This is a genomic window from Herbaspirillum hiltneri N3, from assembly GCF_001267925.1.
GTDB classification, from domain to species: Bacteria; Pseudomonadota; Gammaproteobacteria; order Burkholderiales; family Burkholderiaceae_D; genus Herbaspirillum; species Herbaspirillum hiltneri.
Genome location: NZ_CP011409.1, coordinates 3,656,366 through 3,682,009, shown reverse-complemented (window position 1 = coordinate 3,682,009; position 25,644 = coordinate 3,656,366). Strand labels below are relative to the sequence as shown.

General features: G+C 60.6%; 23 protein-coding genes. 7 read left to right on the top strand and 16 right to left on the bottom strand.

Going from position 1 to position 25,644, the window contains the following annotated elements:
• Nucleotides 1–26 precede the first annotated feature (26 nt).
• Nucleotides 27–362 carry an iron donor protein CyaY gene (cyaY, locus tag F506_RS16810; protein ID WP_053199311.1) on the top strand — a complete coding sequence of 112 codons (336 nt, stop codon included), beginning with the start codon at nt 27–29 and terminating at the stop codon, nt 360–362.
• Nucleotides 363–488: 126 nt separating this feature from the next.
• Here cyaY and F506_RS16805 read toward each other — a convergent pair whose 3' ends face one another.
• The 9 genes from F506_RS16805 to glpD form a co-directional block, all read right to left on the bottom strand.
• Entirely contained in the window at nt 489–2,720 is a 2,232-nt protein-coding gene (locus F506_RS16805; protein WP_053199309.1) for an autotransporter family protein, read from the bottom strand.
• Between the two features lie 236 nt (nt 2,721–2,956).
• Nucleotides 2,957–4,438, bottom strand: a complete 1,482-nt coding sequence (glpK, locus tag F506_RS16800; protein ID WP_053199307.1) for a glycerol kinase GlpK — start codon at nt 4,436–4,438, stop codon at nt 2,957–2,959.
• Nucleotides 4,439–4,689: 251 nt separating this feature from the next.
• Entirely contained in the window at nt 4,690–6,417 is a 1,728-nt protein-coding gene (locus F506_RS16795; protein ID WP_053199306.1) for an ABC transporter substrate-binding protein, read from the bottom strand.
• Between the two features lie 128 nt (nt 6,418–6,545).
• Complete coding sequence (locus F506_RS16790) at nt 6,546–6,827, bottom strand: DUF2160 domain-containing protein (RefSeq protein ID WP_053199304.1); 282 nt, start codon at nt 6,825–6,827, stop codon at nt 6,546–6,548.
• Between the two features lie 2 nt (nt 6,828–6,829).
• Complete coding sequence (locus F506_RS16785) at nt 6,830–7,648, bottom strand: carbohydrate ABC transporter permease (RefSeq protein WP_053199301.1); 819 nt, start codon at nt 7,646–7,648, stop codon at nt 6,830–6,832.
• A complete protein-coding gene (locus tag F506_RS16780) occupies nt 7,645–8,544 on the bottom strand; it encodes a carbohydrate ABC transporter permease (RefSeq protein WP_053199299.1) in 900 nt (299 codons plus the stop codon). Before F506_RS16780 ends, F506_RS16785 begins: the two co-directional genes overlap by 4 nt.
• Before the next feature lie 3 nt (nt 8,545–8,547).
• Nucleotides 8,548–9,636 carry an ABC transporter ATP-binding protein gene (locus tag F506_RS16775; RefSeq protein WP_053199297.1) on the bottom strand — a complete coding sequence of 363 codons (1,089 nt, stop codon included), beginning with the start codon at nt 9,634–9,636 and terminating at the stop codon, nt 8,548–8,550.
• Nucleotide 9,637: 1 nt separating this feature from the next.
• Entirely contained in the window at nt 9,638–10,723 is a 1,086-nt protein-coding gene (locus F506_RS16770) for an ABC transporter ATP-binding protein (protein ID WP_053199295.1), read from the bottom strand.
• Nucleotides 10,724–10,769: 46 nt separating this feature from the next.
• The gene (glpD, locus tag F506_RS16765) at nt 10,770–12,290 is read right to left on the bottom strand and encodes a glycerol-3-phosphate dehydrogenase (protein ID WP_053201730.1); all 1,521 of its coding nucleotides are present in this window, start codon (nt 12,288–12,290) and stop codon (nt 10,770–10,772) included.
• Between the two features lie 142 nt (nt 12,291–12,432).
• Here glpD and F506_RS16760 point away from each other — a divergent pair, with 142 nt between their 5' ends.
• The 3 genes from F506_RS16760 (at nt 12,433) to F506_RS16745 (ending at nt 15,125) form a co-directional block, all read left to right on the top strand.
• A complete protein-coding gene (locus tag F506_RS16760) occupies nt 12,433–13,191 on the top strand; it encodes a DeoR/GlpR family DNA-binding transcription regulator (protein ID WP_053201729.1) in 759 nt (252 codons plus the stop codon).
• 109 nt (nt 13,192–13,300) lie between these two features.
• Nucleotides 13,301–13,783 (top strand): type II secretion system major pseudopilin GspG, encoded by a 483-nt coding sequence (gspG, locus tag F506_RS16755; protein WP_053199294.1) that lies wholly within the window; start codon nt 13,301–13,303, stop codon nt 13,781–13,783.
• A gap of 110 nt (nt 13,784–13,893) precedes the next feature.
• A protein-coding gene (locus F506_RS16745; protein WP_144424076.1) for an IS3 family transposase occupies nt 13,894–15,125 on the top strand; the annotation gives its coding sequence in 2 pieces (ribosomal slippage) (nt 13,894–14,259 and nt 14,262–15,125; 1,230 coding nt in all).
• Between the two features lie 49 nt (nt 15,126–15,174).
• On the opposite strand, the gene bamE is transcribed toward F506_RS16745, so the two are convergent.
• A complete protein-coding gene (bamE, locus tag F506_RS16740; protein ID WP_053199291.1) occupies nt 15,175–15,672 on the bottom strand; it encodes an outer membrane protein assembly factor BamE domain-containing protein in 498 nt (165 codons plus the stop codon).
• A 188-nt stretch (nt 15,673–15,860) separates the two neighbouring features.
• On the opposite strand from bamE, the gene rpsO reads away from it, so the two are divergent.
• The 3 genes from rpsO to F506_RS16725 all read left to right on the top strand — a co-directional run bounded on the left by rpsO (nt 15,861) and on the right by F506_RS16725 (nt 20,155).
• Nucleotides 15,861–16,130, top strand: a complete 270-nt coding sequence (gene rpsO, locus F506_RS16735) for a 30S ribosomal protein S15 (RefSeq protein ID WP_016832358.1) — start codon at nt 15,861–15,863, stop codon at nt 16,128–16,130.
• A gap of 310 nt (nt 16,131–16,440) precedes the next feature.
• Nucleotides 16,441–18,573 carry a polyribonucleotide nucleotidyltransferase gene (gene pnp / locus F506_RS16730; RefSeq protein ID WP_053199289.1) on the top strand — a complete coding sequence of 711 codons (2,133 nt, stop codon included), beginning with the start codon at nt 16,441–16,443 and terminating at the stop codon, nt 18,571–18,573.
• A gap of 292 nt (nt 18,574–18,865) precedes the next feature.
• The gene (locus F506_RS16725) at nt 18,866–20,155 is read left to right on the top strand and encodes an NAD(P)/FAD-dependent oxidoreductase (protein WP_053199286.1); all 1,290 of its coding nucleotides are present in this window, start codon (nt 18,866–18,868) and stop codon (nt 20,153–20,155) included.
• A gap of 80 nt (nt 20,156–20,235) precedes the next feature.
• Here F506_RS16725 and F506_RS16720 read toward each other — a convergent pair whose 3' ends face one another.
• The 6 genes from F506_RS16720 to pxpB form a co-directional block, all read right to left on the bottom strand.
• Nucleotides 20,236–21,240, bottom strand: a complete 1,005-nt coding sequence (locus F506_RS16720; protein ID WP_053199285.1) for a DUF2891 domain-containing protein — start codon at nt 21,238–21,240, stop codon at nt 20,236–20,238.
• A gap of 112 nt (nt 21,241–21,352) precedes the next feature.
• Entirely contained in the window at nt 21,353–22,339 is a 987-nt protein-coding gene (locus tag F506_RS16715) for a DUF979 domain-containing protein (RefSeq protein ID WP_053199283.1), read from the bottom strand.
• Nucleotides 22,336–23,055 carry a DUF969 domain-containing protein gene (locus tag F506_RS16710; protein WP_053199279.1) on the bottom strand — a complete coding sequence of 240 codons (720 nt, stop codon included), beginning with the start codon at nt 23,053–23,055 and terminating at the stop codon, nt 22,336–22,338. Before F506_RS16710 ends, F506_RS16715 begins: the two co-directional genes overlap by 4 nt.
• Before the next feature lie 96 nt (nt 23,056–23,151).
• Nucleotides 23,152–23,892, bottom strand: coding sequence for a 5-oxoprolinase subunit PxpA (gene pxpA, locus F506_RS16705; protein ID WP_053201728.1), 741 nt, complete (start codon nt 23,890–23,892; stop codon nt 23,152–23,154).
• Between the two features lie 24 nt (nt 23,893–23,916).
• Nucleotides 23,917–24,927, bottom strand: a complete 1,011-nt coding sequence (locus tag F506_RS16700) for a 5-oxoprolinase subunit C family protein (protein WP_053199278.1) — start codon at nt 24,925–24,927, stop codon at nt 23,917–23,919.
• Nucleotides 24,924–25,577, bottom strand: a complete 654-nt coding sequence (gene pxpB / locus F506_RS16695) for a 5-oxoprolinase subunit PxpB (protein WP_053199275.1) — start codon at nt 25,575–25,577, stop codon at nt 24,924–24,926. The genes F506_RS16700 and pxpB overlap by 4 nt, the downstream gene beginning before the upstream one ends.
• Between the last annotated feature and the right edge of the window lie 67 nt (nt 25,578–25,644).

Sequence of the window (25,644 nt, the reverse complement as noted above, 5' to 3'; positions counted from 1 at the left end):
TTTACATCAATGTCTCGGAGTGTAGCATGACAGAATCAGAATTCCTGGCCCTAGCGGATTCCGCGCTGAACGCGATCGAAGCCGCGCTGGAGCAGGCCACCGACGACACCGAGCTCGACGTCGAATGCAGCCGCAGCGGCAATGTCCTCGAAATCGAGTGCATCGACAACGGCTCCAAAATCATCGTCAACAGCCAGGCGCCGATGCAGGAATTGTGGCTGGCCTCCAAATCGGGCGGCTATCACTTCAAATACGACGGCAAGCAATGGCTGAGCGCACGCGATGGCGCCGAACTGTACGCCACGCTGTCGGCTTCGGTCACCGAACAGGCCGGCGTCGCGGTGACGCTCGGCGCGCCCTGATCCGCACTGGAAATTTCGCTAAAGAAATAAAAACGCGGCGCGAAATCATCGCGCCGCGTTTACCTTGAACGATTGCCGCCGCCGGTACGGCGGCGATCGGAAAAAACGGCAGAGCAGAAGTTGTGCTTACCAGTTGTAGCGGTAAGCAACTTGTCCCGCCACACCTTCATCGCCCTGGCCGCTCAGCTGATGGCGATACTTCAGCGCCGCCGACAATTGCCCCTGCTTCGACACGCGGCCGGTGATGCCGGTGCCGATTTCGCCCCAGGTCTTGTTGCTGTTCGCCTGCAAGGCCTCGTCACCGACCGTGACCGTCGCCGGGTTCAGGAAATTGCGCAGCAGATCCAGCGTCAGGTAAGGCGCCGCCGCAAGCGGCATATCGCCGTCGGCCATTTCGCGGAACAACCGCACACCTACGCGGCCGCGCGCGCCGTGATTGCCCTTCACTGAAATCGCCGACATGTAATCGCTGAAGCTCTTCGAGTTCAGGTACTGGTAGGTCAGCTGCACCTGCGGCTCGACCCGCAGGCTGCTGCCGCCGACGGCGAACGGCTGGCCGGCTTCGGCCGACAGCGCCATACCCACGGCCTTGTTGGCGGCCATACGGCCGTAGATGTCCTTGTAATTGTTCTGGTACCAGGTCAGCTGGCCGTTCAGATCGAGGTACCCGCCATCGGCGCGGTAGCCGGTCCAGTAGCCCCCGGCACTGTAGGCGCGCGTCTTCACGTCGCCGGTGTTGTTGCCGTTGGGCGCCTTGAGCACGGTGCGCAGGTCGTCGTAGAAGCGCGCATTGGTTTCGCCCAGCGTCACGGTGGCGCCGGCGTGCGTGCTGCTGCCGTCCGGATTCGATGCCAGCGTCCAGTCCTTGCCGAATTGCATGAAGGTCGTATGTGCACTGGTGCTGAGATTGTCATGCGCATCCTGGTTGAATTGCGAACCCTGGATGCGCCCCCAGACGCCGTTTTCATCTTGCGTCTTCTTCTCGGCACGGGCCGGATTTCCGAAGTCGCCGATGCGTTCCTGCAGCGAGCCAATGATGGCGTAACCGTAATCCTGGTTCAACCCTGGCGTCATCATGTAACCCGGCACTGCAGCGCGGAAGGTCGAGCGCAGATACCAGTCGGCGGGACGATTCTGACCACCCTGGTTCAGGAAATATTCATATGCGCCCGCTTCCAGCGGGCCGCCGATCAATTTGAAATTGTCGGCCGGCGAAGCGCCGTCGATCTGCACCACACGGATGCCGTCACCTTGCGTCCGGGCGCCGCGACCGCCGGCATTGGCGATACGCACAAAATGCGCGCCGCTGGCGTTGCCGCTGACGTGCAGCAAATCGGTCGGGCTCGCGCTACCGCCCAATTTGGTGTTCATGGACAGCAGTCCTGCCGTGCCGTCCAGCGAACCGGTGACAATCGTTTTGAACACATTGCCGCTCGGCGCCAGGAAGTTGACTGTGCCGCCGTTGAGCGTCAGCGAGGTCAGGTCCGAATCGGCGGTGACGTTCCAGGCGCTGGTGCTGTCGACCGTCATCGACATCGGATCAACCATGCCGGTCAGGGTCGTGCCGTTTTGCAGGAACACACGTCCCGTGCTGGCGCTGTCGGAAATCAGATTGCCCTTGATATTGACGCCGTCGGCCACCAGCTTGACCACGCTGCCGTTTTGCAGATTCAGCAGATTGCCGTTGATATTGAGGTTGGTGCCATTCCTGATCGTGATATCGGCCGCACCGCCGTTGGCGCGAATGATATCGGCGTTCGCGTCTTGCATCGACAATGCCGAACTGTCAATAACCAGCGTACTTGCCGGCGCGCCGCCGGTAATGAGCACGGCATGCGCACCGGTGCCGGAAGTATGCAGGTTGACGCCTGTCAGACTCACCGTCGCACCACCCGACAAACTCACGCCGGCAGCATTGGCACCGGTCGTGTTCAACGTGGATCCGACCAGATTTGCCGAACCACCACTGGCGTTCAGGGCCGAACTACCGGCGCCTTGGGCAGTGATGCCGGAACCGACCGCAGTGAAGCTTCCCGACGCCACGTTCACTGCATGGTTCGCACCCACCATGCCGGCCGAGTCGAAATTCAACCGCGATCCTGTCGTCATGGCGATGCTCCCTGTACCGGAGACACTCGCGCCGTGCCCCGCATAAATGGGATTGCCGAAGCCATCTGTGAGGCTCATTCGGTTCACGGTGACCGTCACGTTGGGGTCCACCATCACCGAAGTGCCGGTGCCGGAATTGATCGGGGAATTCTGGTTGCTGGAAACATGACTCTGCGCCGATACCTGCAGCGATACTGCTGAGAGACCAATGGCTAATGCGATGGCATGCGACATCTTGCTGCGCGGCATGCATGCGGCGCCGGCTGGCTGTTGATTCTTCACTTTTGACACACCCTATACACTCAATTGAAAACGGCCGCGTCTTCCGAATGCCTGCGATTCGGAAACGGCCACACCTTCGCAGCGCTTCATCACGGATGAAGTGCCAGCTGCGAAGGGAGTGCATGTTAGGGATTAGGGGTGTGAAGCTATATAGGACAATTCTCAATTACATTTCGTAACAAGCCAATACAACAGCCGCCGGCTTAAACGATGCTGACCTGCTTGATAGCGCGCTCCCAGGTTTGGATTTTGGTCTGCGCTTCGTCGCGGCTCATGGTCGGCAGGAAGGTGCGTTCCATGCGCCAATGCGCAGACAACTCCGGCAGGTCGCGATAAACGCCGGTCGCCAGGCCGGCCAGGCTGGCCGCGCCCAGCGCGGTGGTCTCCGTGACTTGCGGGCGGATCACGGGGATGCCGAGCAAATCGGCCTGGAATTGCAGCAGCAGATTATTGGCCGACGCGCCGCCGTCGACGCGCAGTTCCGTGATCGGCGACACCGCGTCGCGCACCATCGCCGTCAGCAAGGCGGTGCTCTGGAAAGCGATCGATTCCAGCGCAGCGCGCGCAATGTGCGCTACGGTACTGCCGCGACTGAGGCCGACGATCGCGCCCTTGGCCGAGGGGTTCCAATATGGCGCGCCGAGCCCGGTAAACGACGGCACGAACACCACGCCGCCGGAGTCGGGCGCCGAGGCCGCCAGTTCTTCCACATCCGTCGAATTCTTGATGGCCTTGAGGCCGTCGCGCAGCCATTGCACCACTGCGCCGCCAATGAAGACGCTGCCTTCCAGTGCGTATTGCTTGCGCTCGCCGACCTGGCACGCCGCCGTGCTGATCAATCCGTTGCGCGATTGCGCGCACTGGTCGCCGGTATGCAGCAGCATGAAGCAACCGGTGCCGTAAGTATTCTTCGCCATGCCGGGCTGGAAACAGGCCTGGCCGAACAAGGCCGATTGCTGGTCGCCGGCGATGCCGCCGATCATCACCGCCGCGCCCAGATGTCCGGCATCGGTGCGGCCATACAAATGCGCCGAAGGGTGGACTTCAGGCAATAGCGAACGCGGCACGTCCAGCCATTCCAGCAGTTCTTCATCCCAGCTGCCGGTATGAATATTCCACAGCATGGTGCGCGATGCATTGGACACGTCGGTGACATGCAGTCGTCCGGCCGTGAGGTTCCAGATCAGCCATGCATCGACCGTGCCAAAGGCCAGTTCGCCGCGCCGTGCGCGCTCGCGCAGGCCGGGCACGCTGTCGAGGATCCAGTGCAGCTTGGTGCCGGAAAAATACGGATCGAGCACCAAGCCGGTCTTGGCCTGGATGGCGTCGGTCAGGCCGCGCTCGCGCAGCCCGGCGCAGATGGCTTCGGTACGGCGGTCCTGCCAGACGATGGCATTGTGCACCGGCTTGCCGCTGGCGCGGTCCCACACGACCGTGGTCTCGCGCTGATTGGTGATCCCCAGCCCGGCCAGGTCGGCCGCCTTGATGCCGGCTTGCGCCAGCACCTGGCGGCAAGTCTGCAGTTGGCTGTTCCAGAGATCCATGGGATCGTGTTCGACCCAGCCGGGCTGCGGAAAAATCTGGCGAAACTCTTGCTGCGCGGTGGCGACGATGGCGCCGGTTTCGTCGAAGATGATGCTGCGCGAGCTGGATGTGCCCTGGTCGAGAGCGAGCAGATATGCCATGTTTTGCCTCGGGAATATGTCTTTAAATGCCTTGCGGTGAAGACCACAGCGTAACAACGATTGCCTTGTGCTGGAAGAAAAAACGTCATTCCGGAAACTCCCGGAATGACGTCGTGGCGCTACTTGAAGTTTCGGCTTCCTGCAGAAGCGTAGCGAGCGGTCCGAGCTCTGGAGGAGAAGCGCAGCCGTACGCTAGTACGGCGAGCATCGCAGTCCGGAGATCGGATCGCGCTTAGCTTATGCGGGAATGCCTAGCGAACTTTGCCGTCCTTCCAGGCTTGCAACAATTTGTCGTAAGGGATGGTTTCGCCCTTCGGCTTTTCGTTGGCCAGCTTGGTCCATGGCGCGCCCTTGTCGGACATCCAGGTCGCAGGATCTTTCTTGTCGTTGAGCTTGGGCGCGCAGTTCTTCATGCCGGCGCGCTGCAGGCGGGCCATGATGCCGTCCATTTCCTCGGCCAGATTATCCATCGCGCCTTGCGGCGTCTTCTCGCCGGAAATCGCGGTGGAAATGTTCTTCCACCACAGTTGCGCCATCTTCGGATAGTCAGGCACGTTGTTGCCGGTCGGCGTCCACGCCACGCGCGCCGGGCTGCGGTAGAACTCGATCAGGCCGCCGTACTTGGCCGCGTTCTTGGTGAAGTATTCCGAACGGATGTCGGAATCGCGGATGAAGGTCAGGCCGACGATCGATTTCTTCAGCGACACGGTCTTGGAGGTCACGAACTGGCCGTACAGCCAAGCCGCGGCCATCTGGTCAGGCGGCGTGCTCTTGAGGAAGGTCCAGGAACCGACGTCCTGGTAGCCGTTCTGCATGCCTTCTTTCCAGTACGGACCGTGCGGCCCCGGCGCCATGCGCCACTTCGGCGAACCGTCGGTGTTCACCACCGGCAGACCCTGCTTGGTCATGCCCGCAGTGAAGGCGCTGTACCAGAACACCTGCTGCGCGATGTGACCTTGGGCTGGAACCGGACCGGCTTCGGAGAAGGTCATGCCGAGCGCTTCCGGCGGTGCGTACTTCTTCATCCAGTCGAGGTACTTGGTCAGCGCATAGACTGCCGCCGGCGAGTTGGTGGCGCCGCCGCGCGACATCGATGCGCCTACCGGCGTGCACTTGTCAGCCGCCACGCGGATACCCCATTCGTCGACCGGCAGGCCGTTCGGCAAGCCCTTGTCGGCAGCGCCGGCCATCGACAGCCAGGCATCGGTGAAGCGCCAGCCCAGCGATGGATCCTTCTTGCCGTAGTCCATGTGACCGAAGATCTTCTTGCCGTCCAGTTCCTTGACGTCGTTGGTGAAGAAGGCCGCGATGTCTTCGTAGGCAGACCAGTTTTGCGGCACGCCCAGTTCATAGCCGTACTTGGCCTTGAACTTGTCCTGCAGGTCCTTGCGCGCGAACCAGTCGGCACGGAACCAGTACAGGTTGGCGAACTGCTGGTCGGGCAGCTGATACAGCTTGCCGTCCGGCGCGGTCGTGAAGCTGGTGCCGATGAAATCCTTCAGGTCGAGGCCGGGATTGGTGTATTCCTTGCCGGGGCCGGCCATGTAGTCGGACAGCACCACGGTCTGGCCATTGCGGTAGTGAGTGCCGATCAGATCGGAGTCGTTGACCCAGCCGTCGTAGATCGACTTGCCCGATTGCAGCGAGGTCTGCATCTTCTCGACCACGTCGCCTTCCTGGATCACGTCGTGCTTGACCTTGATGCCGGTGATTTCCTCGAAGGCCTTGGCCAGGGTTTTCGATTCATAGGCGTGGGTGTCGAGGGTTTCCGACACCACGTGGATTTCCTTGACGCCCTTGGCTTTCAGTTTGGCGGCGGCGTCGATGAACCATTGCATTTCGCTCAGCTGCTGCTGGCGCGACAGCGTGCTCGGCTTGAATTCGGTATCGATCCACTTCTCGGCCGATTTGGTGTCGGCCCAGACATTGCCTGCCACTGCGATCGCAGCAGCCAGCACGGTAAGTTTGAATTTTTGCATCACGTCTCCTCGTCACCTTCCCAAAGATGGTCGCGCCGGAGAGGGAAGGACATTCCCCGAACGCGTTATTTCATTTCAGGTTTTTTATTCTGAGCAAACCGGAAATTGAATTCTTGGTATACGCAAAGTTAGCCCTTACGCATGACGATAACCAACGCCAGCAAGCCGAGCGCGGCCGCATACCACTGATCCAGGTCGGTCAATCCGACCCATGCCAGATTGATATAGGCGGCACTCAGCAAGCCGATGAACAAGCGGTCTCCGCGCGTCGTGCGCAGCGGCAGGAAGCCCTTGCGCTCCACCGTCGGCGAACGGATTTCCCAGATCGTCATGCCCACCAGCATGAGCGCGATACAGATGAAAAAGACGGCAATCGGCGGCGTCCACGACATCCATGAAAAAGCAGCCATCGTCACACCCTCCCCATCGCAAAACCCTTGGCGATATGGTTGCGCACGAACCAGATCACCAATGCACCCGGAATGATCGTCAGCATGCCGGCGGCGGCCAGAATGCCCCAGTCCATGCCCGCCGCCGAAGCGGTGCGCGTCATGATTGCGCTGATCGGCTTGGCGTTGACCGAGGTCAGCGTGCGCGCCAGCAGCAACTCGACCCAGCTGAACATGAAGCAGAAGAACGCCGTCACGCCGACGCCCGATTTGATCAGCGGCAAGAAGATGCGGATGAAGAAGCGCGGGAACGAAAAGCCGTCGATGTAGGCGGTCTCGTCGATCTCGCGCGGTACGCCCGACATGAAGCCTTCCAGGATCCACACCGCCAGCGGCACGTTGAACAGCATGTGCGCCAGCGCCACGGCGATGTGGGTGTCCATCAGACCCACCGTCGAGTACAGCTGGAAGAACGGCAGCAGGAACACCGCCGGCGGCGTCATGCGGTTGGTCAGCAGCCAGAAGAACATGTGCTTGTCGCCGAGGAAGCGGTAGCGCGAAAACGCGTAGGCCGCCGGCAATGCCACCAGCAGCGACAGCACCGTGTTGATGGCGACGTAGATGATGGAATTGATGTAGCCGGAATACCAGGAGGCGTCGGTGAAAATCACCTTGTAGTTGTCCAGCGTCGGCTGGTTCGGCCACAACGTGAAGACCGCCAGCGTTTCTTCGTTGGTCTTGAGCGAGGTATTGAACAGCCAGTACAGCGGAATCAGCGTGAAGGCGATGTACAGCGCCAGCGTCAGCAGGCGCGGCCAGTTGTTTGGCTTGCTTTTGTTCATGATTGGCTCCCGTGCTCTTGCGCACCGCTTTGTCCGCCATTCCCGGCACTTTGCATCCAGTTGTACAAGACGAAGGAAAGCAACAGGATGATCAGGAAATAGATCAGCGAAAACGCCGCCGCAGGACCCAGGTCGAACTGGCCAACCGCCTTCTGCGTCAGGTACTGGCTCAGGAAGGTGGTCGAGTTGCCGGGACCGCCGCCGGTGAGCACGAAGGGTTCGGTGTAGATCATGAAGCTGTCCATGAAGCGCAGCAGCACCGCGATCACCAGCACGCCGCGCATCTTGGGCAGCTGGATGAACCGGAACACGGCCCAGCGGCTGGCGCCGTCAATCTGCGCCGCCTGATAGTAAGCATCCGGGATCGAGCGCAAGCCGGCGAACGCCAGCAAGGCAACCAGCGGCGTCCAGTGCCAGACGTCCATCACCAGCACGGTGATCCAGGCATCAAGCGAATCGGACGCGTAGTTGTAATCCATGCCGAGCCGGCTCAACACATAACCGCCCAGGCCGATATCGGCGCGGCCGAAGATTTGCCAGATGGTGCCGACCACGTTCCACGGGATCAGCAGCGGCATGGCCAGGATCACCAGCGCGGCCGAGGATTTCCAGCCCTGCGCCGGCATCGACAGGGCCAGCCCGATGCCCAGCGGAATCTGCACCAGCAGCACGCAGAACGAAAAGATCAGCTGGCGCAGCAGCGCCGAATGCAGCTCGCTATCGCGCATCACGGCGCGGAACCACTCGAGGCCGACGAACACGCTCTGTTCGGGACTGATGATGTCCTGCACCGAATAATTGACCACGGTCATCAGCGGCACGATCGCGGAGAACGCGACCGTCAGAAACACCGGCAGGATGAAAAACCAGGCCTTGTTGTTGTATGGCTTGTTCATGACCTATCGCCCTATCCTTTCGTCATTGCTGAAGAAGATCGTCTCCGCTTTCGCCAGGCGCAGCCACTGTTGGCCGCCGTCCAGCTTGACCGATGCATCGAGCCTGGCCTTGACGATCTGTCCGCCGAACTCTGCGGTGAGCAGCTGGCTGGTGCCGAGATGCTGGACCTGCACGACGTTGGCGCTGACTGCGCCGGGCGCGCCGGCAGCCGCGAGCTCGACGAATTCCGGCCGGATGCCGAGCTTGAGCTCGCCACTGGCGTTCTTGAGCGCCTGCAACTGGCTGGCGTCGACGCCTACCCGCTGCTGGCCGATCACGACGGCGTCGCCATCAATCTGCAGCGGATAGAAATTCATGCCGGGACTGCCGATGAAATAGCCGACGAAGGTATGATCGGGACGCACGAACAGCGCCTCCGGCTTGCCCTGCTGCACCACTTTGCCGTTCGTCATGACCACCACTTCGTCGGCAAAGGTCAGCGCCTCCACCTGGTCATGGGTGACGTAGATCAGGGTCAGTTTGAGTTGGTGGTGGATCTGTTTGAGCTTTTGCCGCAACTGCCATTTCATGTGCGGATCGATCACCGTCAGCGGCTCGTCGAACAGGATCGCGGCGACGTCCTTGCGCACCAGTCCGCGCCCCAGCGAGATCTTTTGCTTGGCGTCGGCGGACAAGCCGCTGGCGCGCTGCTTGAGGTCGCGCGTGAGCTCCAGGATCTCGGCGATTTCATGCACGCGCGCGCGCACTTCGCTTTCGGCCACCTTGCGATTGCGCAGCGGGAAGGCCAGGTTGTCGAACACGCTCATGGTGTCGTACAGCACCGGGAACTGGAACACCTGGGCGATGTTGCGCTCGCGCGTGGGCATCTGCGTCATGTCCTTGCCGTCGAACAGCACCTGTCCTTCGGACGGCACCAGCAAGCCTGAGATAATGTTGAGCAGCGTCGACTTGCCGCAGCCGGACGGGCCCAGCAAGGCGTAGGCGCCGCCGTCTTCCCACACCATGTTCATCGGTTGCAAAGCGTAGTCCTGCAACGACGCCGGATTGGGTCCGTAGGCGTGACCGAGATTGCGGAATTCAATACGTGCCATGTCAGTCTCCGTGCGGGGCGCTCAACAGGCGCCCCTCTGTATCGAACAGGAAAATCTGCGCGGCGTCGATGTGGACCTGCACCGTACTGTCGATCTCGAGCGCATGTACGCCTGGCAGTTGCGCCACCAGCGCAGCGCTGCCGTGGCGCAGGTGCAGATAGGTTTCGGAGCCGCTCAGTTCGGCCAGGCCTACCGTGCAGACAAGCGTGACACCGGCGCCTTTGTGTGCTTTCAGGCGCACATCGTTGCAGCGAACGCCGACCTGGCAACGCTGGCCGGCCGCCAGCGCAAGATGACGGCCGGCCACGGTCAGCACGCTGCCGTCGTCAAGCGTCACGCTGCCATTGGCGCTGGCTGTTGCCGCCAGCATATTCATCGGCGGATCGTTAAAGATGGCGGCCACTTCGGTCGAGGCTGGCGCATTGAACAATTGCAGCGTCGGACCGAACTGCAGCAAGCGGCCGGCATGCATCACGGCGGTATGGCCGCCGAGCAGCAAGGCTTCCTGCGGTTCCGTGGTGGCGTAGACCACGGTGGTGTCGCCGTTGGTGAAGAGGGAAATCAGCTCGGAACGCAACTCCTCGCGCAGCTTGTAGTCCAGATTGACCAGCGGCTCATCCAGCAATACCAGCGGCGCGCGCTTGATCAATGCCCGCGCCAGCGCGGTGCGCTGCTGCTGGCCGCCGGACAGCTCGCCCGGCAGGCGTTGCAGCAAGTGTGCGATGTGCAGTTTCTCGGCAATCTCGGTGACGCGCTGATGGATCTCCTGCTGCGGCAACTTTTTCAGGCGCAAGGGCGAGGCAATGTTTTCGTAGACGCTCAACCCCGGATAATTGATGAATTGCTGGTACACCATGGCGAGGTTGCGCTCGCGTACGCCAACGCCGGTGACGTCCTTGCCGTCGACCAGTACGCTGCCGCGGTCGGGCTTGTCCAGTCCGGCGATGATGCGCATGAGCGAAGTCTTGCCGGCCTGTGTCGGGCCCAGCAAGACGTTGATGCCGCCCGTCGCCAGCTTCAGATCAAGCGGGTACAGATGCGTTTCCGCTCCGACCGACTTGCTCACTTGTTTTAATTCCAGGGTCACGCTGTCTCCTTGCTGCTGTTCTGTTTTTTACTTGCGGCGCAGGTCTTCAGGACGGGTTGCGCTCCGTCAGCCATTGCTGCAATCGCTCCACGTGCTGCGGCCGGCAATACAGGCCCAGCTTGCTCCGGCGCCACAAGATGTCTTCTGCGCTGCGCGCCCATTCAACGTCGTGCAGATAGCGCGCTTCTACCTCATGCAGTCCGGGAGCCAGTTCTTCTCCGAGATCGGCCAGGCCGGTGACACCTTTGAGCAGACGTTCGGCGCGGCTGCCATAGCTGCGCGCATAGCGCTGCGCCAATGCGGACGGCAGCCACGGATGGCGTTCATGGAAGGCCGCCAGGAAGCGCGCAAAGTCGTAGCGCCGGACCAGTTTTCCGGCCTGCTCAAGATCGCCGCCGGGCAGCGGCGCATCGGCGGTCCACGACGGCGCCTTGAGCCCCAGCCGCGGGGACAGAATTGCCAGTGCCTCTTCTGCGAGCTTGCGATAGGTGGTGATTTTTCCGCCCCAGACATTGAGCATGGGCGCGCCGCTGTCATTGCATTCGAGCAGATAATCGCGCGTCACGGCGGAGGCGTTGGAGGAATTGTCATCCAGCAGCGGACGCACGCCGGAATAGGTCCACACCACGTCTTGCGCGGAAATCTGGCGCGTGAAATAGCGATTGGCCATGTCGCACAAGTAATCGATTTCCTCTGCGCTGATTTCGACCTTGCCGGCGTCGCCGGTGTATTCCAGATCAGTGGTGCCGATCAGCGTAAAGTCATCCTGATACGGGATCGCAAAAATAATACGCTTGTCGGGATTCTGAAAAATGTAGGCGTAAGGGTGGTCGAACAATCGCTTGACGACGATATGACTACCCTTGATCAGACGCAGGCCGTAGCTCTTGCTGGCACCGGGAACGGCGTCGGCAAACTGCGCGGTCCACGGGCCGGCGGCGTTGACGATCGCGCGCGCCTGCACCTGGATGCGGCCGTCCTCTTCGTTCTCCAGCGTGGCATGCCAGAGCTCGCCTTCGCGGCGTGCGGCGGTGCATTTGGTGCGGGTAAAAATCCGGGCGCCGCGTTCGCTGGCGTCGAGCGCATTGAGCGCCACCAGACGGGCATCATCGACCCAGCCGTCGGAGTAGACGAAGCCGCGGCGGTAGCCGCCCTTGAGCGGTTTGCCGGCGGCGTGCTGATCCAGTTTCAAGCCGTACGAGGCTGGCAGGATCTCGCGTTTGGCGAGATAGTCGTACATCAGCAGGCCGGCGCGGATCAGCCAGGCCGGGCGCTGGCCGGCATCGTGCGGCATGACGAAACGCAGCGGCCAGATGATATGCGGAGCAGCGCGCAGCAACACTTCACGCTCCTGCAAGGCCTTGCGCACCAGTTTGAATTCGTAATACTCGAGATAGCGCAGCCCGCCGTGGATCAGCTTGGTGCTGGCCGAAGAAGTATGCTGCGCCAGATCGTGCTGTTCGCACAAAATCACGCGCAAGCCGCGGCCGACCGCGTCACGCGCAATACCGGCGCCGTTGATGCCGCCGCCGACCACCAGAAGATCACATTCAAGAAGTGTGTTCAACTTGTCTCCGGAATTTTTATTTGCCGTATTGTATTTTTTGGCTACGATACGCGACAACGTGAAAACAAATCAACAATTATTTTGTTGTTTTCAATTCGATTATGTTTTTTAATGTTCATATGATCGTTAACCAATTCCCATGATGCTCAATCCGCGGCAACAAACCTTGCTCGACTGCGTGCGCAAGCACATTACGATTTCGGTGGAAGAACTGGCGCAGCAACTCGACGTGACGACGCAAACGGTGCGGCGCGACGTCAAGGCGATGGTGGACGCCAAGTTGCTGGCGCGCTATCACGGCGGCGTCGGCCTGCTCTCCTCGACCGAAAACATCGCCTACCCGCAGCGCCAGGTGATGAACGCCGAGGCCAAGCAACGCATTGGCAAGGCGGTCGCCGCGCGCGTGCCGGACGGCTGTTCATTGATCCTCAATCTGGGAACCACCACCGAAGAAGTGGCGCGCGCGCTGCATCAGCACAGCCACCTGCATGTGGTGACCAACAACCTCAACGTCGCCAGCATGCTGGCCAGCAATACCTCGTCGGAAGTGATCGTCACCGGCGGTGTGGTGCGCGCGCGCGACCGCGGCATTGTCGGCGAGGCAACTATCGACTTCATCCGCCAGTTCAAGGTCGACATCGGCATCATCGGCATTTCCAGCATCGAGCTCGACGGCGTGTTGCGCGACTTCGATGCGCGCGAAGTCAAAGTGGCGCAAACCATCATTGAACAATCGCGGCAGGTCTGGCTGGTCGCCGACTCGAGCAAGTTCGGCCGGCAGGCGCTGGTGAAGATGGCGCACCTGTCGCAGATCGACGTCTTGTTCACCGACGCGCCGCCGCCGCCAGAACTGGCGAAATTGCTGCAGGAAACCGAGGTCGAGGTGGTGCTGGCGACCTGAGCGGAAACAGTATCCGGGAAGGAACCTTCAGACATTCCGACTCCGCAATACCAAAGCCGGCGCTTCGGCTTTATACTCTCGCATCTCGCTTTACTGGAAAGAAAGTCCGATGCGCCGCATAGTTACGCGACCCGTTTCTCCCACGCAACTTCTCACGCAATTTTTTCCGCTGCAGCGCGGCCTGAGCAAATTACAGATGTTGACTGCAATCGCAGTCATCGCCGTCGTGGCCGTGGTCGCCGCACCGCGCCTGATCAACGTCGTCAACCATGCCCATAGCCCGCAAATCGTGACGGCCGAGCAGGACATCGCCGAGATCGAAAAGGGTCTGCAACTGTACAAGCAGGACAACGGCCGCTATCCAACCACCGAGCAAGGCTTGCTGGCGCTGATCGTCAAGCCGGGCCGCGCGCCGGTGCCGAAGGAATGGAAAATCGGCGGCTACCTCGACCGCCTGCCGCGCGACCCCTGGGGCAACCCTTATCAATATCGGGTGTCGGAAGACGGCAATGGCTTCGATGTGTTTTCCTTCGGAGCCGCCGGTCCTGATGCGGGCGTCGACCAGGCCGGCGTGATTCGCGCCAGACACTGACATTGACACTGACGCCATGAAAAAAGCCACGGCATGCCGTGGCTTTTTTATTGCGCTTGACCCGTCCTGGAATAAGTTGACACTTTTTCGAAGAGAGGAAGGAGTGTCAGATGGAACAAGAGAAACGTCGCAGCCAGCGTGATTACAGCCTGGCTTTTAAATTGAACGTTGTCGAGCAGGTAGAAAAAGGCGAGATGACGTACAAGCAGGCGCAAAAGCGGTACGGAATACAAGGCCGGTCGACAGTTTTGGTATGGTGTCGCAAACATGGCTTGCAGGATTGGCGCCAACCGCAGGGGCCGAGCAAGCGGAGAGCGCAGATGACCAACAAACCAACTAAACCACTAACACCCGAGCAGCGTATCAAGGAGCTGGAGCGCCAGCTTAAGGACGAGAAGCTGAAGTCGGCCTTGTTCGAGAAGGTGATCGATATCATGCGCGATGAGCACGGGGTGAGCGTAAAAAAGCGTGCCGGCAAGCTATCTGTAGTGGTGAAGTCCAAGGACTGAGCATACAGAAGGCTTGCCATCACATAGGCATGAGCCGTCAGGCGTTTTACAAGCGTTGCCAGCGAGAACAAGATCTGGCGCATCAGGCGTATGCCGTAGTGAAGCTGGTGCAACCGATACGGCTTCGCCAGCCGCGCATAGGGACACGCAAACTACATAGCTTATTGGGTAGCAGCTTTGCCGGAACAGACCTGAAGGTTGGTCGGGATCGACTGTTCCATATTCTGAGGCAGGCGCGCATGCTGGTGCAGCCACAGCGGGCCTATCACAAGACCACCGACAGCCATCATCGCTTCCGGCGTCATCCCAATCTGCTCAAGGCCGGGCCGGCGCAAGTGGTGCCGACGGGGCCGGAACAGGTCTGGGTTGCCGATATTACCTACCTGCCCACACGAGGCAAGTTCGTCTATCTGAGCCTGGTGACGGATGCTTGGTCACGCAAGATCGTCGGCTACCACGTGCATGGCAGCTTGCAGACAGAGGAAGTCAGTCAGGCGCTCAAGATGGCGTTGCGTGAGCGTCATGGCAGTACGCCGGTGATTCACCACTCTGACAGAGGCATCCAGTACTGCTCGACGTATTACCAGGACATCCATCGTCGCCATGGATTGGTATGCTCGATGACGGATGGGTATGACTGCTACCAGAATGCATTGGCAGAGCGAGTCAACGGCATCCTCAAGGGAGAGTTCTTGCTCAACCGTCCGGCGGACTTGCCTCAAGCGGCAAAGATGGTGGCGCAATCGGTTCGGATCTACAACCAGGAACGGCCGCATACGGCCTTGAAATACAAAACGCCCGATGCGGTGCATCGGGCGTCTTTGTTGCAATAAAACCTGTCAACCTATTTTAGGACTGGACAATGGAGCGGGACGATAGCGATCAGAAGCGCAAGCGGCTGTCGTCATAACGCGGATCGGGACCGTTTTCGACTTTGCGAACAATGCCGTTGTCGTCGAAATAGACCGTCATCTGCGAGTTCCAGACGCCGCTTTCCTTGAAACCGTAGTTCCACGCCTCGAACGGGATGCGCGCATAGCGCATCACCTCGGTCGGACGGCCGACGATACGCAATACATCGTTTTTGGTGGCCTGATCGACCTTGATCGACTGGAATTTCTGGACGGTCCACACTTGCTCGTAGGAAATAAGGCGTCCGTCCGGGCCAATGCGGGCCATGTAGGCATATTGCCCGAAAGGACCCGGAGCGTACTCGAGCAAGTGGGTATTGCCGTCCGGATAGACGGCGGTTGGCCGGCCCAGACGGGCGACCACCTGATCTTCCGTATCGCCGGGATTCACCGGCGGCGCGAGCAGGGAGGCACAGCCGCTCAGGGAAAAGGCGGCAGCCGCTAAAACAGGCAGAAGAAGGCGTTTCATGGACAGTTGGAGATGAGTTGGTGAAGAAAATATCCCGTGACGCATGTGATTCTACGCTTTTCGGGTAAGTATTTGAATCTGCTGGGCTTTTGCTATATACTTGCGCCTCTGGTCATTTCGGCCAGTTTTTATTTTTGTTCACGGTATGCAGGGTAATCACTCCGCGCACCGCTTGTGAAAGGTATAGCATGTCAATCGAAAAAACAGCCAAGGCTGCCATTATTACTGATAACGCCCGTGGTCAGAACGACACCGGCTCCCCGGAAGTTCAAGTTGCGCTGCTCACGGCACGCATCAACGACCTGAACGGTCACTTCAAAGAACACAGCAAGGATCACCACTCCCGTCGTGGTCTGATCAAGATGGTTAACCGTCGTAAAAGCCTGTTGTCCTACCTCAAGGGCAAGGATGCCGACCGTTACCGCGCACTGATCGAAAAACTCGGTCTGCGTAAGTAATTTTGTTCCCTCGTACCATTCAGGTTCAGGGTTCATAGCCAAAATGCCTGCGTCAGTTTCTGACGCGGGCATTTTGTTTTTTGCGATTCCGCTTTGTCTGGTTGTCGATGTTTTCCGGTTCGCAAAAACTTCTTTGCAGTACCGCGATCCCATCCAATGATCGTGATTCGTAAGATGCATGCCCCGGTTGCTGTTTCGCCGGTGGCGGGCATCTGTGGTGAGGTGAACGACAGCGCCTGAAAATCTGTCGGCAAAAAAGAATCCCTGCCAAGCAAGGCAACGCGGGGGTTCAATATAGAAAGGAAATACCGTGTTCAATAAAGTTACTAAAACCTTCCAGTATGGACAACACCAGGTCACGCTGGAAACCGGCGAAATCGCTCGCCAGGCTTCCGGTGCAGTCGTCGTTTCGATTGAAGACACTGTTGTGCTGGCAACGGTCGTGGCCCGCAAGGATGCCAAGCCAGGTCAGGACTTTTTCCCATTAACCGTCGATTACATCGAGAAGACTTACGCTGCGGGTCGCATCCCCGGCGGCTTCTTCAAACGTGAAGGCAAGCCTTCCGAAAAGGAAACACTGACATCGCGCCTGATCGATCGCCCGATTCGTCCGCTGTTCCCTGAAGGTTACCTGAACGAAGTGCAGGTCATCATCCACGTTCTGTCCGTGAATCCTGAAATCGATCCGGACATCGCTGCGATGATCGGTGCGTCGGCAGCGCTGTCGATCGCCGGTATTCCGTTCAACGGCCCGGTCGGCGCCGCACGCGTCGGTTACATCGACGGCCAGTACATCCTGAACCCGACAGCAACGCAACTGAAGACGTCGCAACTGGATCTGGTTGTCGCCGGCACCGAAACCGCCGTGCTGATGGTCGAATCCGAAGCCAAGCAATTGTCCGAAGAAATCATGCTGGGCGCAGTCGTGTTCGGTCACGATCAATCGAAGGCAGTCATCAACGCGATCCACGAACTGGTGCGCGACGGCGGCAAGCCTGAAGTCGAATGGACGGCTCCTGCCAAGAACGAACCGCTGATCGCCCGCGTCACCGAACTGGCCAACGACAAGCTGCGTGAAGCCTACCAGACCAAGGACAAGCAAGCGCGCACCGCCAAGCTCAAGACCGTCACTTCCGACGTCAATGCAGCGCTGGCAGCCGATGCTGCCGCTGCCGGCACCCCGGCGGCAGATGCGGCCGAAGTCGGCGGCATCCTGTTTGACCTGGAAGCCAAGATCGTCCGCTCGCAAATCCTCGACGGCGAACCACGCATCGACGGCCGCGATACTCGCACCGTGCGTCCGATCTCGATCCGCACCGGCGTGCTGCCACGCACCCACGGTTCGGCATTGTTCACCCGCGGTGAAACTCAGGCGCTGGTCATCGCGACCCTGGGTACTGCACGCGACGAACAAAAGATCGACGCGCTGATGGGCGAGTACACCGACCGCTTCATGCTTCACTACAACATGCCTCCGTTCGCGACCGGCGAAACCGGCCGCGTTGGTACGCCAAAGCGCCGCGAAATCGGACACGGCCGTCTGGCCAAGCGCGCGCTGATCGCCGCCTTGCCGGCAGCTGACGAGTTCAGCTACTCGGTGCGTCTGGTGTCGGAAATCACTGAATCCAACGGTTCCTCGTCGATGGCTTCGGTCTGCGGCGGCTGCCTGGCATTGATGGACGCCGGCGTGCCGATGCAGGCACACGTGGCCGGTATCGCCATGGGCCTGATCAAGGAAGGCAGCAAGTTCGCCGTCCTGACCGATATCCTGGGCGACGAAGATCACCTCGGCGACATGGACTTCAAGGTGGCGGGTACTGCCAACGGCATCACCGCACTGCAAATGGACATCAAAATCCAGGGCATCACCAAGGAAATCATGCAGGTCGCGCTGGAACAAGCCAAGGAAGGCCGCGTGCACATCCTCGGCAAGATGCAGGAAGCCGTTCCGGCCGGCGCAGGCGAACTGTCCGACTTCGCTCCACGCCTGATCACCATCAAGATCAATCCGGAAAAAATCCGTGACGTGATCGGCAAGGGCGGCGCAGTCATTCGCGCGCTGACCGAAGAAACCGGCACACAGATCGACATCAGCGACGAAGGCGTGGTCACCATCGCTTCCGTTGACGCTGGTGCAGGCCAGGAAGCCAAGCGCCGCATCGAAGAACTGACCGCTTCCGTCGAAGTCGGCAAGGTCTACGAAGGCACCGTCCTGAAGCTGCTGGACTTCGGTGCGATCGTTCAGGTCCTGCCAGGCAAAGATGGTTTGCTGCACATCAGCCAGATCGCTAACGAGCGCGTCAACGCCGTTGCCGATTACCTGAAGGAAGGCCAGCAAGTCCGCGTCAAGGTTCTGGAAACCGACGACCGCGGCCGTCTGAAACTGTCGATGAAGGCCGCGCAAGAAGGCACGGAAGCGCCTGCTTCGCAAGACGCGCAGTAATTCGTCTTGTTTGCACCGCGGATGCAGGCACTGCCTCATCCGCGAGCCGCAGTCAGATAGTATCGAATCCCTCAGGACGAAGGTCCTGGGGGATTTTTGTTTTTGGTTTGCCTTGGTTATTTGTCGGAAAGCGCCGCATGCCGCTGTCGGACGTGCGCCGATTCGTGTCAGTACACCTTGCCCGGGCCAGCCGCCGGGATTACGCTCGGGGTATTGGTTTGAGACAATACGGGCGTAATCTGTTCCGGACAATTGGAGGAGCATCATTTCATTCGAATCTGAAAGGAGTTCCATGCCTCACGTGATCATCGTCGGTTGCGGTTTCGGCGGCCTCGCCGCGGCACGCGCACTGGCCGGTGCCAAGGTCGACATCACCATGATCGACCGCAGCAACCATCACCTGTTCCAGCCGCTGCTTTACCAGGTCGCTACCGCGGGCCTGTCGGCGCCCGCCATCAGCGCGCCGATCCGCAGCATTCTCGCGGAGCAGCGCAATGTCACCAGCCTGATGGCTGCCGTCGCCGATATCGACGTGGCGCGCAAAACGGTCGTCCTCGAAGACGGCAGCGAAATTGCCTACGACTACCTGATCGTTGCCGCAGGTTCCACGCACAGCTATTTCGGCCACGATGAATGGGCCCCATTGGCGCCCGGCTTGAAAACGCTGGAAGATGCCTTCGATATCCGGCGCCGCATCCTGATGGCGTTTGAATACGCTGAACGCGAAGATGATCCGGTGCGCCGCGCGGAATGGCTGACCTTCACCGTCATCGGCGCCGGCGCCACCGGGGTCGAAATGGCGGGCACGCTGATTGAGATTGCGCGCCATACCTTGCGCGGCGAATTCCGCCGCATTGATCCGCATCAGGCCAATGTGGTGTTGCTGGAAGGCTCCGACCGCGTGCTGGCAGCTTTTCCACCTGACTTGTCGGAAAAGGCGCGCATGCAGCTGGTCAAGCTCGGCGTCGACGTGCGCACCGGCAGCCGCGTCACCGGCATCGACCAGGAATGCGTACGTTACACCGACCGCGACGGCGACCAGCGACTCGCATCGCGCACCGTGATCTGGTCGGCGGGTGTGGCGGCATCGCCGCTCGGCAAGGCGCTCAACGTGCCGCTCGATCGGGCGGGCAGGGTGCCGGTGGGCGGCGAGCTATCGATTCCCGGCCATCCGGAAGTATTCGTCATCGGCGATCTTGCCGCGGTGACTTCCGAAGGCAAACCGGTGCCGGGCGTATCGCCGGCCGCGAAGCAAATGGGGCGTGTCGCCGCGCGCAATATCCTCGCCCACATTGCCGGCAAGGCGCCGCAGAACTTCGTTTACCAGGACTATGGATCGCTGGCCACGATCGGTCGCAAGGCCGCCGTGGCGATGGTGGGCAAGCTGAAATTTTCAGGCTATCCGGCGTGGTTGTTCTGGTTGTTCATCCACGTCTATTTCCTGATCGGCTTCCGCAATCGCTTGATGGTGATGACGGACTGGGCGTGGGCTTACCTGACCTTCAAGCGTAGTGCACGCGTGATTTCCAGCGCCATCGACACACCGCCGTCGAAGCCGCGCGACGAAGCGCCGACATCGTAATTGACGCGCCAATGAAAAGGCCGGCATAGGGATGCCGGCCTTTTTTTCGTCTGCAGGTCGTTTGCAGTTCGTCTGCTTCGTCAGTCTTCCAGCGCCAGTAGCGCGAAGCTGGCAAGCCAGTGACCGCCGCTGTAATGGCTGCCGACGACGTGGTCGACGCTGGCTTTCAGGTGGCGCGCGATCGCGCCCGACAATGCCGCTTGCGCCGGATGACCGGCCGGCAGATGCCGGGCGATGTGTTTCATGCACCAGGCGCGGCTCAGGTTGAGACCGTCGAGGTGGGCGATCTTTGGATCGGTGCGGTCGCTGACTTGCGCCGGTTGCATCAGGCGCTCGGTCTTGTCGATTTGCGGCAGGAATGTATCGAACCATTCCGGGAATGCGGTGGCGTCAAGGACCTTGCTCATCAACAGCGCTTCCGTCAGCGCTGCGGAGATATATTCGTCGCCGCCCGGTTCGTAATGCGCCGGATAGTTGACGTCCTGGCCGTAGTAATTCCGTGAGGCCTGAACGATGGCGCTTTCAAGCTCGCTGTCACCTGCGGCGCGGGCGTAGTCCAGCGCCAATGCCAGTGCGAACGCCGTGTTGTAATGCGTGCCGACGCGAATCGGGTAGGTCAGCTTGCCCAGATATTCCAGCAGGCGCTTGCGGATTTCCAGCGTCAGGGGTTGCATCGCGGCCTGCCAGGCGGCTGCGCGCGGATGCGAAGATGCCGCGAGTTCCTGCGCCAGGCCGAGGATCCAGCCGAAGCCGTAAGGACGCTCGAAGGAAGCGCGGCCGCCGACCTGGAAGTAGGCGGTTTCCTGTGCCATCAGTTCGGGCGTGAAGTGTTCGTCGAAGATCGCGGTAATCTTGTCTTGCGTCGGTAGCGCCGGATACAGCTTCGCGCAGCGCAACAGCAGCCAATAGCCGTGGACCGCCGAGTGCCAGTCGTAGCAGCCATAGAACACCGGATGCATGGCGCGTGGCGACAACACGTCTTCGGCGCCGTGGAGCACATGCATGATGTGGTTGGGATATTCCTGGCGGAGGTAGGTCAGCGGCATCTCGGTGTATGCGGCGGCCAGTTCTATAGTGAGTTGCATGAGAATTTTCCGATTTTCAGATCAGGGCGGCAGAGCGTGTTTTTCCGGCCATTTGTTGCGCGCGGCCGGCGCAACAAATGGCCGGCCGCGATTAGCATTAATGGAAGACAAATTAACGGAACACGATGAAATACATCAGCAGGATATTGGCTGCCAGTAGCGTGATGCCGGTAGGAATTTGCACCTTGATGACCTGGTACTTGTCCTTGAGCTCCAGCAGCGCCGCCGGCACGATGTTGTAGTTGGCGGCCATCGGCGTCATCAGCGTGCCGCAATAACCGGCCAGCATGCCGATGGTTACCAGCGGCGCCGGATCGGCATGTTGACCGACGATGATGAAGGGCAGGGCGATACCCGCAGTCATGACAGGGAAGGCAGCGAAGGCATTGCCCATGATCATGGTGAAGAGCGCCATGCCGACGCAGTAGATCACGATCAGCATGAAACGATTTTCAGGATTGACGAACAGGCCGACAACCTGCTGTACTGATTTCCCGGTTTGCGCTGCCACGAAGACGCCGCCGAGCATCGCCAGCATTTGCGGCAAGACCGCAGCCCAGCCAATGGCGTCGAGCAGCCGGCGCGATTCACGCACGGCATGCAGCGGCGTGCCGCCGGTCAGTTTCCAGCCCGCCAGGATGGCGCAGATACAGCCGACGCACAATGCCGCCAGTGTCAGTTGCTTCTGGTCGAGCAGATAGACACCGCCGATGGCCACGCCCTTGAGCAGAAGGGTGCACAACACCGTCACCACCGGAATCAGGATGGCCGGGACAAAAATCCAGTTGCCGTACTGATTGGCCGAGGCCTGACGTTGCTCGGCGCTGCGCTGCTTGTAAGTGCCGATCGACAGCAGGCCGAAACCGGCAATCAGCGAAAGCAGGATGACCACGACGCCGATGATGCGGTAAGCCAGCGGTTTGCCCAGCGAAGACACCAGCAAGTCGCTGAACAGGAATACCGAGCCGAACAGAAACCAGAACAGCGCGGTGGTCAGGCGTTTGGGGTTGCCTTTGTCGCGCAATGTCATGCCGACCAGCAGCATGACGATGACGCCGATGAGGTAGTAGATTTCGTTGATCGTGATAAGGGTATTCATGCTGTCACCTCTTTTCCTTCGGATTTTTGCCAGGCATTGACGTCGCGCTGAATGCCGGCATCGAGACGCACCAGGCGGAACATGTGAATGGCCAACGCCGCAATCGCGGTTGGGATGGCCCACAAGCCGAGATGCAAGGGTTCAACGTTGGTGATGCCGTTTTCCTTGAGGAAGGCGTCGATCAGCAGCACCGCACCGAAGGCGAGGAAAATGTCTTCGCCGAAGAACACGGCGATGTTGTCACAGGCTGCGGAGTGGGCGCGCAGTTTGTCGCGGATGTGTTGCGGCAAGTCGCCATAGCGCGCCGTCGCAGCACCCTCGACCATGGGGGCAAGCAGAGGCCGCACGGTTTGCGCCTGGCCGCCGATATAGGTCAGGCCGAGTGCGCCAAACACCTGGCGCAGGATGAAGTACAGCATCAGGATGCGGGCCGACGTCGCGCTCGCCATGCTGGATATCCAATCTTGCGCGCGCTCCTTCAGGCCGTAACTTTCCAGCAGGCCGATGATCGGCAGGATCAGGACATACACGGCCAGCGAGCGGCTGTTGATGAACTTCTCGCCGAAGGTCTCCAGCAGCATGCCGAAATCCATGCCGACTGCAAGGCCGGTGGCGAGACCGGCGACGGTAACGACCAGCAGTGGATTGAAACGAAAAGCGAAGCCTGCAACGACGATCGGAATCCCGATCAACGGTAGCAAAATCGAGCTATCCATGGACTATCTCCCAAGTAGGAATGGTTATTGTGAATTGACTGCTGACGACGAAAAATCCAGAACGACAAAACGACCAAAAACGACGGTGGAACGAAATCAGGACGGCGCACGGATCGCGATGTGCTCGCTGCCCAGGCGCGTGCGAATCTGGCGGGCAAATTGCAAGGCATGCGCACCGTCGCCATGCAGGCAGACGGTCTGCGCGTTGACCTTGACTACGCTGCCGTCGATGGCGGTGACCTGCTTGTCCTTGACGAATGAAATCGTTTGCGCGATGGCTTGCGCTTCATCCTCGATCATGGCGCCGGGCAGCGTGCGGCTGACCAGGCTGCCGTCGGCGTTATAGGCGCGATCGGCGAACACTTCTTCTATCGCAGTCAGGCCGGCTTGTTTTGCCGCGCTGATGAGTTCGCTGCCGGCCAGGCCGAACAGCGCCAGTTCCGGATTGAAGGTGCGGATCGCGGAGCAGATCGCGTGCGCCAGCACAGGGTCCCGGGCGGCCTGGTTGTAGAGCGCGCCATGCGGTTTGACGTGCACCATGCGGCCGCCTTCGGCGCGCACAATGGCGTCGAGCGCACCCAATTGATACAGCATGGCGCTGATGATTTCTTCGGGCGACAGGTTCATGGCGCTGCGGCCGAAATTTTCGCGATCGGGAAAACTCGGATGGGCGCCGATGGCGACGTGGTTCCGGATCGCCCAGCGCACGCTTTGGCGCATGGTGTTGGCGTCGCCGGCATGCCAGCCGCAAGCGATGTTGGCCGAGCTGACCAGGGTCAGCAGCTGTTCGTCATTGTCGCAGCCTTCGCCGAGATCGGCGTTGAGATCGATGTGCATGAGCTGTCCTTGCATGAGCTGTCCTTATTTGCGATATTGCGTGGCGCGCGACCAGTCGAGCGCGGCGACGGTTTGTTCGACATGGGCCAGATAGCGCTGCTGTTCTTCCCATGCATGCAAGGCCTGTTCCAGATCGCAGAGTTGCAGTTGCAACAAGCCGTTGAGCGGGGCCTGCGCCAGTTTCCACATGTCCGCCGCAATGACCACGCCGATCTTCGGATAGCCGCCGGTGGTTTGCGCATCGCCCATCAGGATGATGGGTTGGCCGGAAGGCGGCACCTGGATCACGCCCGGCACCACGCCGTGCGAGAGCAGGTCGCGGCTTTGCTTGCGCTTCAGTTCCGGGCCTTCCAGCCGATAGCCCATGCGGTTGCTGTTGGGCGTGATGCGCCACTTGTCCTGACACAGCGTGTTGCGGGCGGCGACCGTGAACTGTTCGAATTCGGGGCCGGGTAGTACGCGCAGCGTGGTCAGTTTGCTGCTGTCATTGGATTGCGCGCTGAGGCCGCTCCACTGCGGCGAACGCACGCCGAAGGCGGGGCCGCTGGCTTTGACGCCGGCATCGCCCAATGGCAGGCGATCACCCTTGCGCAATGCGCGGCCTTGATGTCCGCCAAAGCCTGCTTTCAGGTCGGTGCTGCGCGAGTCGAGAATGACCGGCACATCAATGCCGCCCGCGACCGCGAGGCAGGTGCGCATGCCTGGGGTGCCGCCACGACCGACGTGCGCCAGGCGCAGGGTTTGGCCGGCGCGCACCGGCATGCTCCAGTATGGCGCCAGCGGTTTATCGTCGAGCCGCGCGTCGAAATCGTCGCCTCCGAGCGCAATGCGCGTATCGGCGGTGAAGCGCAGTTCGCAGGCTCCCATGGTGATTTCCAGGCCGGCTGCGCCGGCGTCGTTGCCGACCAGCAGGTTGGCGGTGCTGAGCGCCAGTGGATTGAGTGCGCCGCCGGGATTGATGCCGAGCCGGCGATGGCCGGGACGCCCGAGGTCTTGCACCGACGTCAGCACGCCGGGTTGGATGATTTCCATCATTTTGCGATCCGTTCTACGGTGAAGCGGACGCGATCGCCCGGGCGCAACAGGGTTGGTGGATTTTGTGTCGGATCGAACAGCGACAACGCCGTGCGTCCGAGCAGTTGCCACCCGCCAGGCGACGCCAGCGGATAAATCCCGGTCTGTTCGCCGCCGATGCCGACGGAGCCGGCGGGAATCGTCAGGCGAGGTTCGTTCTGGCGCGGGGTGGCAAGTTGCGGATCGAGGCCGCCCATATACGCGAAGCCGGGCATGAAGCCGATGAAGTAGACGACGTATTCGCCTTCGCTGTGGCGGCGGATGACTTCCGCTGTCGAGAGGCCGGTATGGCGAGCGATGACGTCGAGGTCCGGGCCGTCGGCGCCGCCATACACGACCGGGATGTCGACGTCGCGGCCGCTCAGTTGGCCGGCGTCGACATGTTTCCAGCTGGAGAGGATGCGCTTCGAGACGGCGTCCATGTCGGCAACCGGCCGGCGCAAGATCAACGTCAGGTTGTTCATGCCGGGCACGACCTCGGCCACCTCCGGCCATTGCGTCGCTGCATCGGCAATGCTCCAGATACGTTGTTGATGCGCCAGGGTGGCCGGCGGCGGCAGATTGCACAGCAGTGCGCCGTCGCCGAGGAAGTGGAGTTGGGGTTGAATCATTGTCATCCGAATCTGGCTGGAAGGCTTGCGCCCGTTAATCCCGAGGGATCATACATTTCGGACAAGG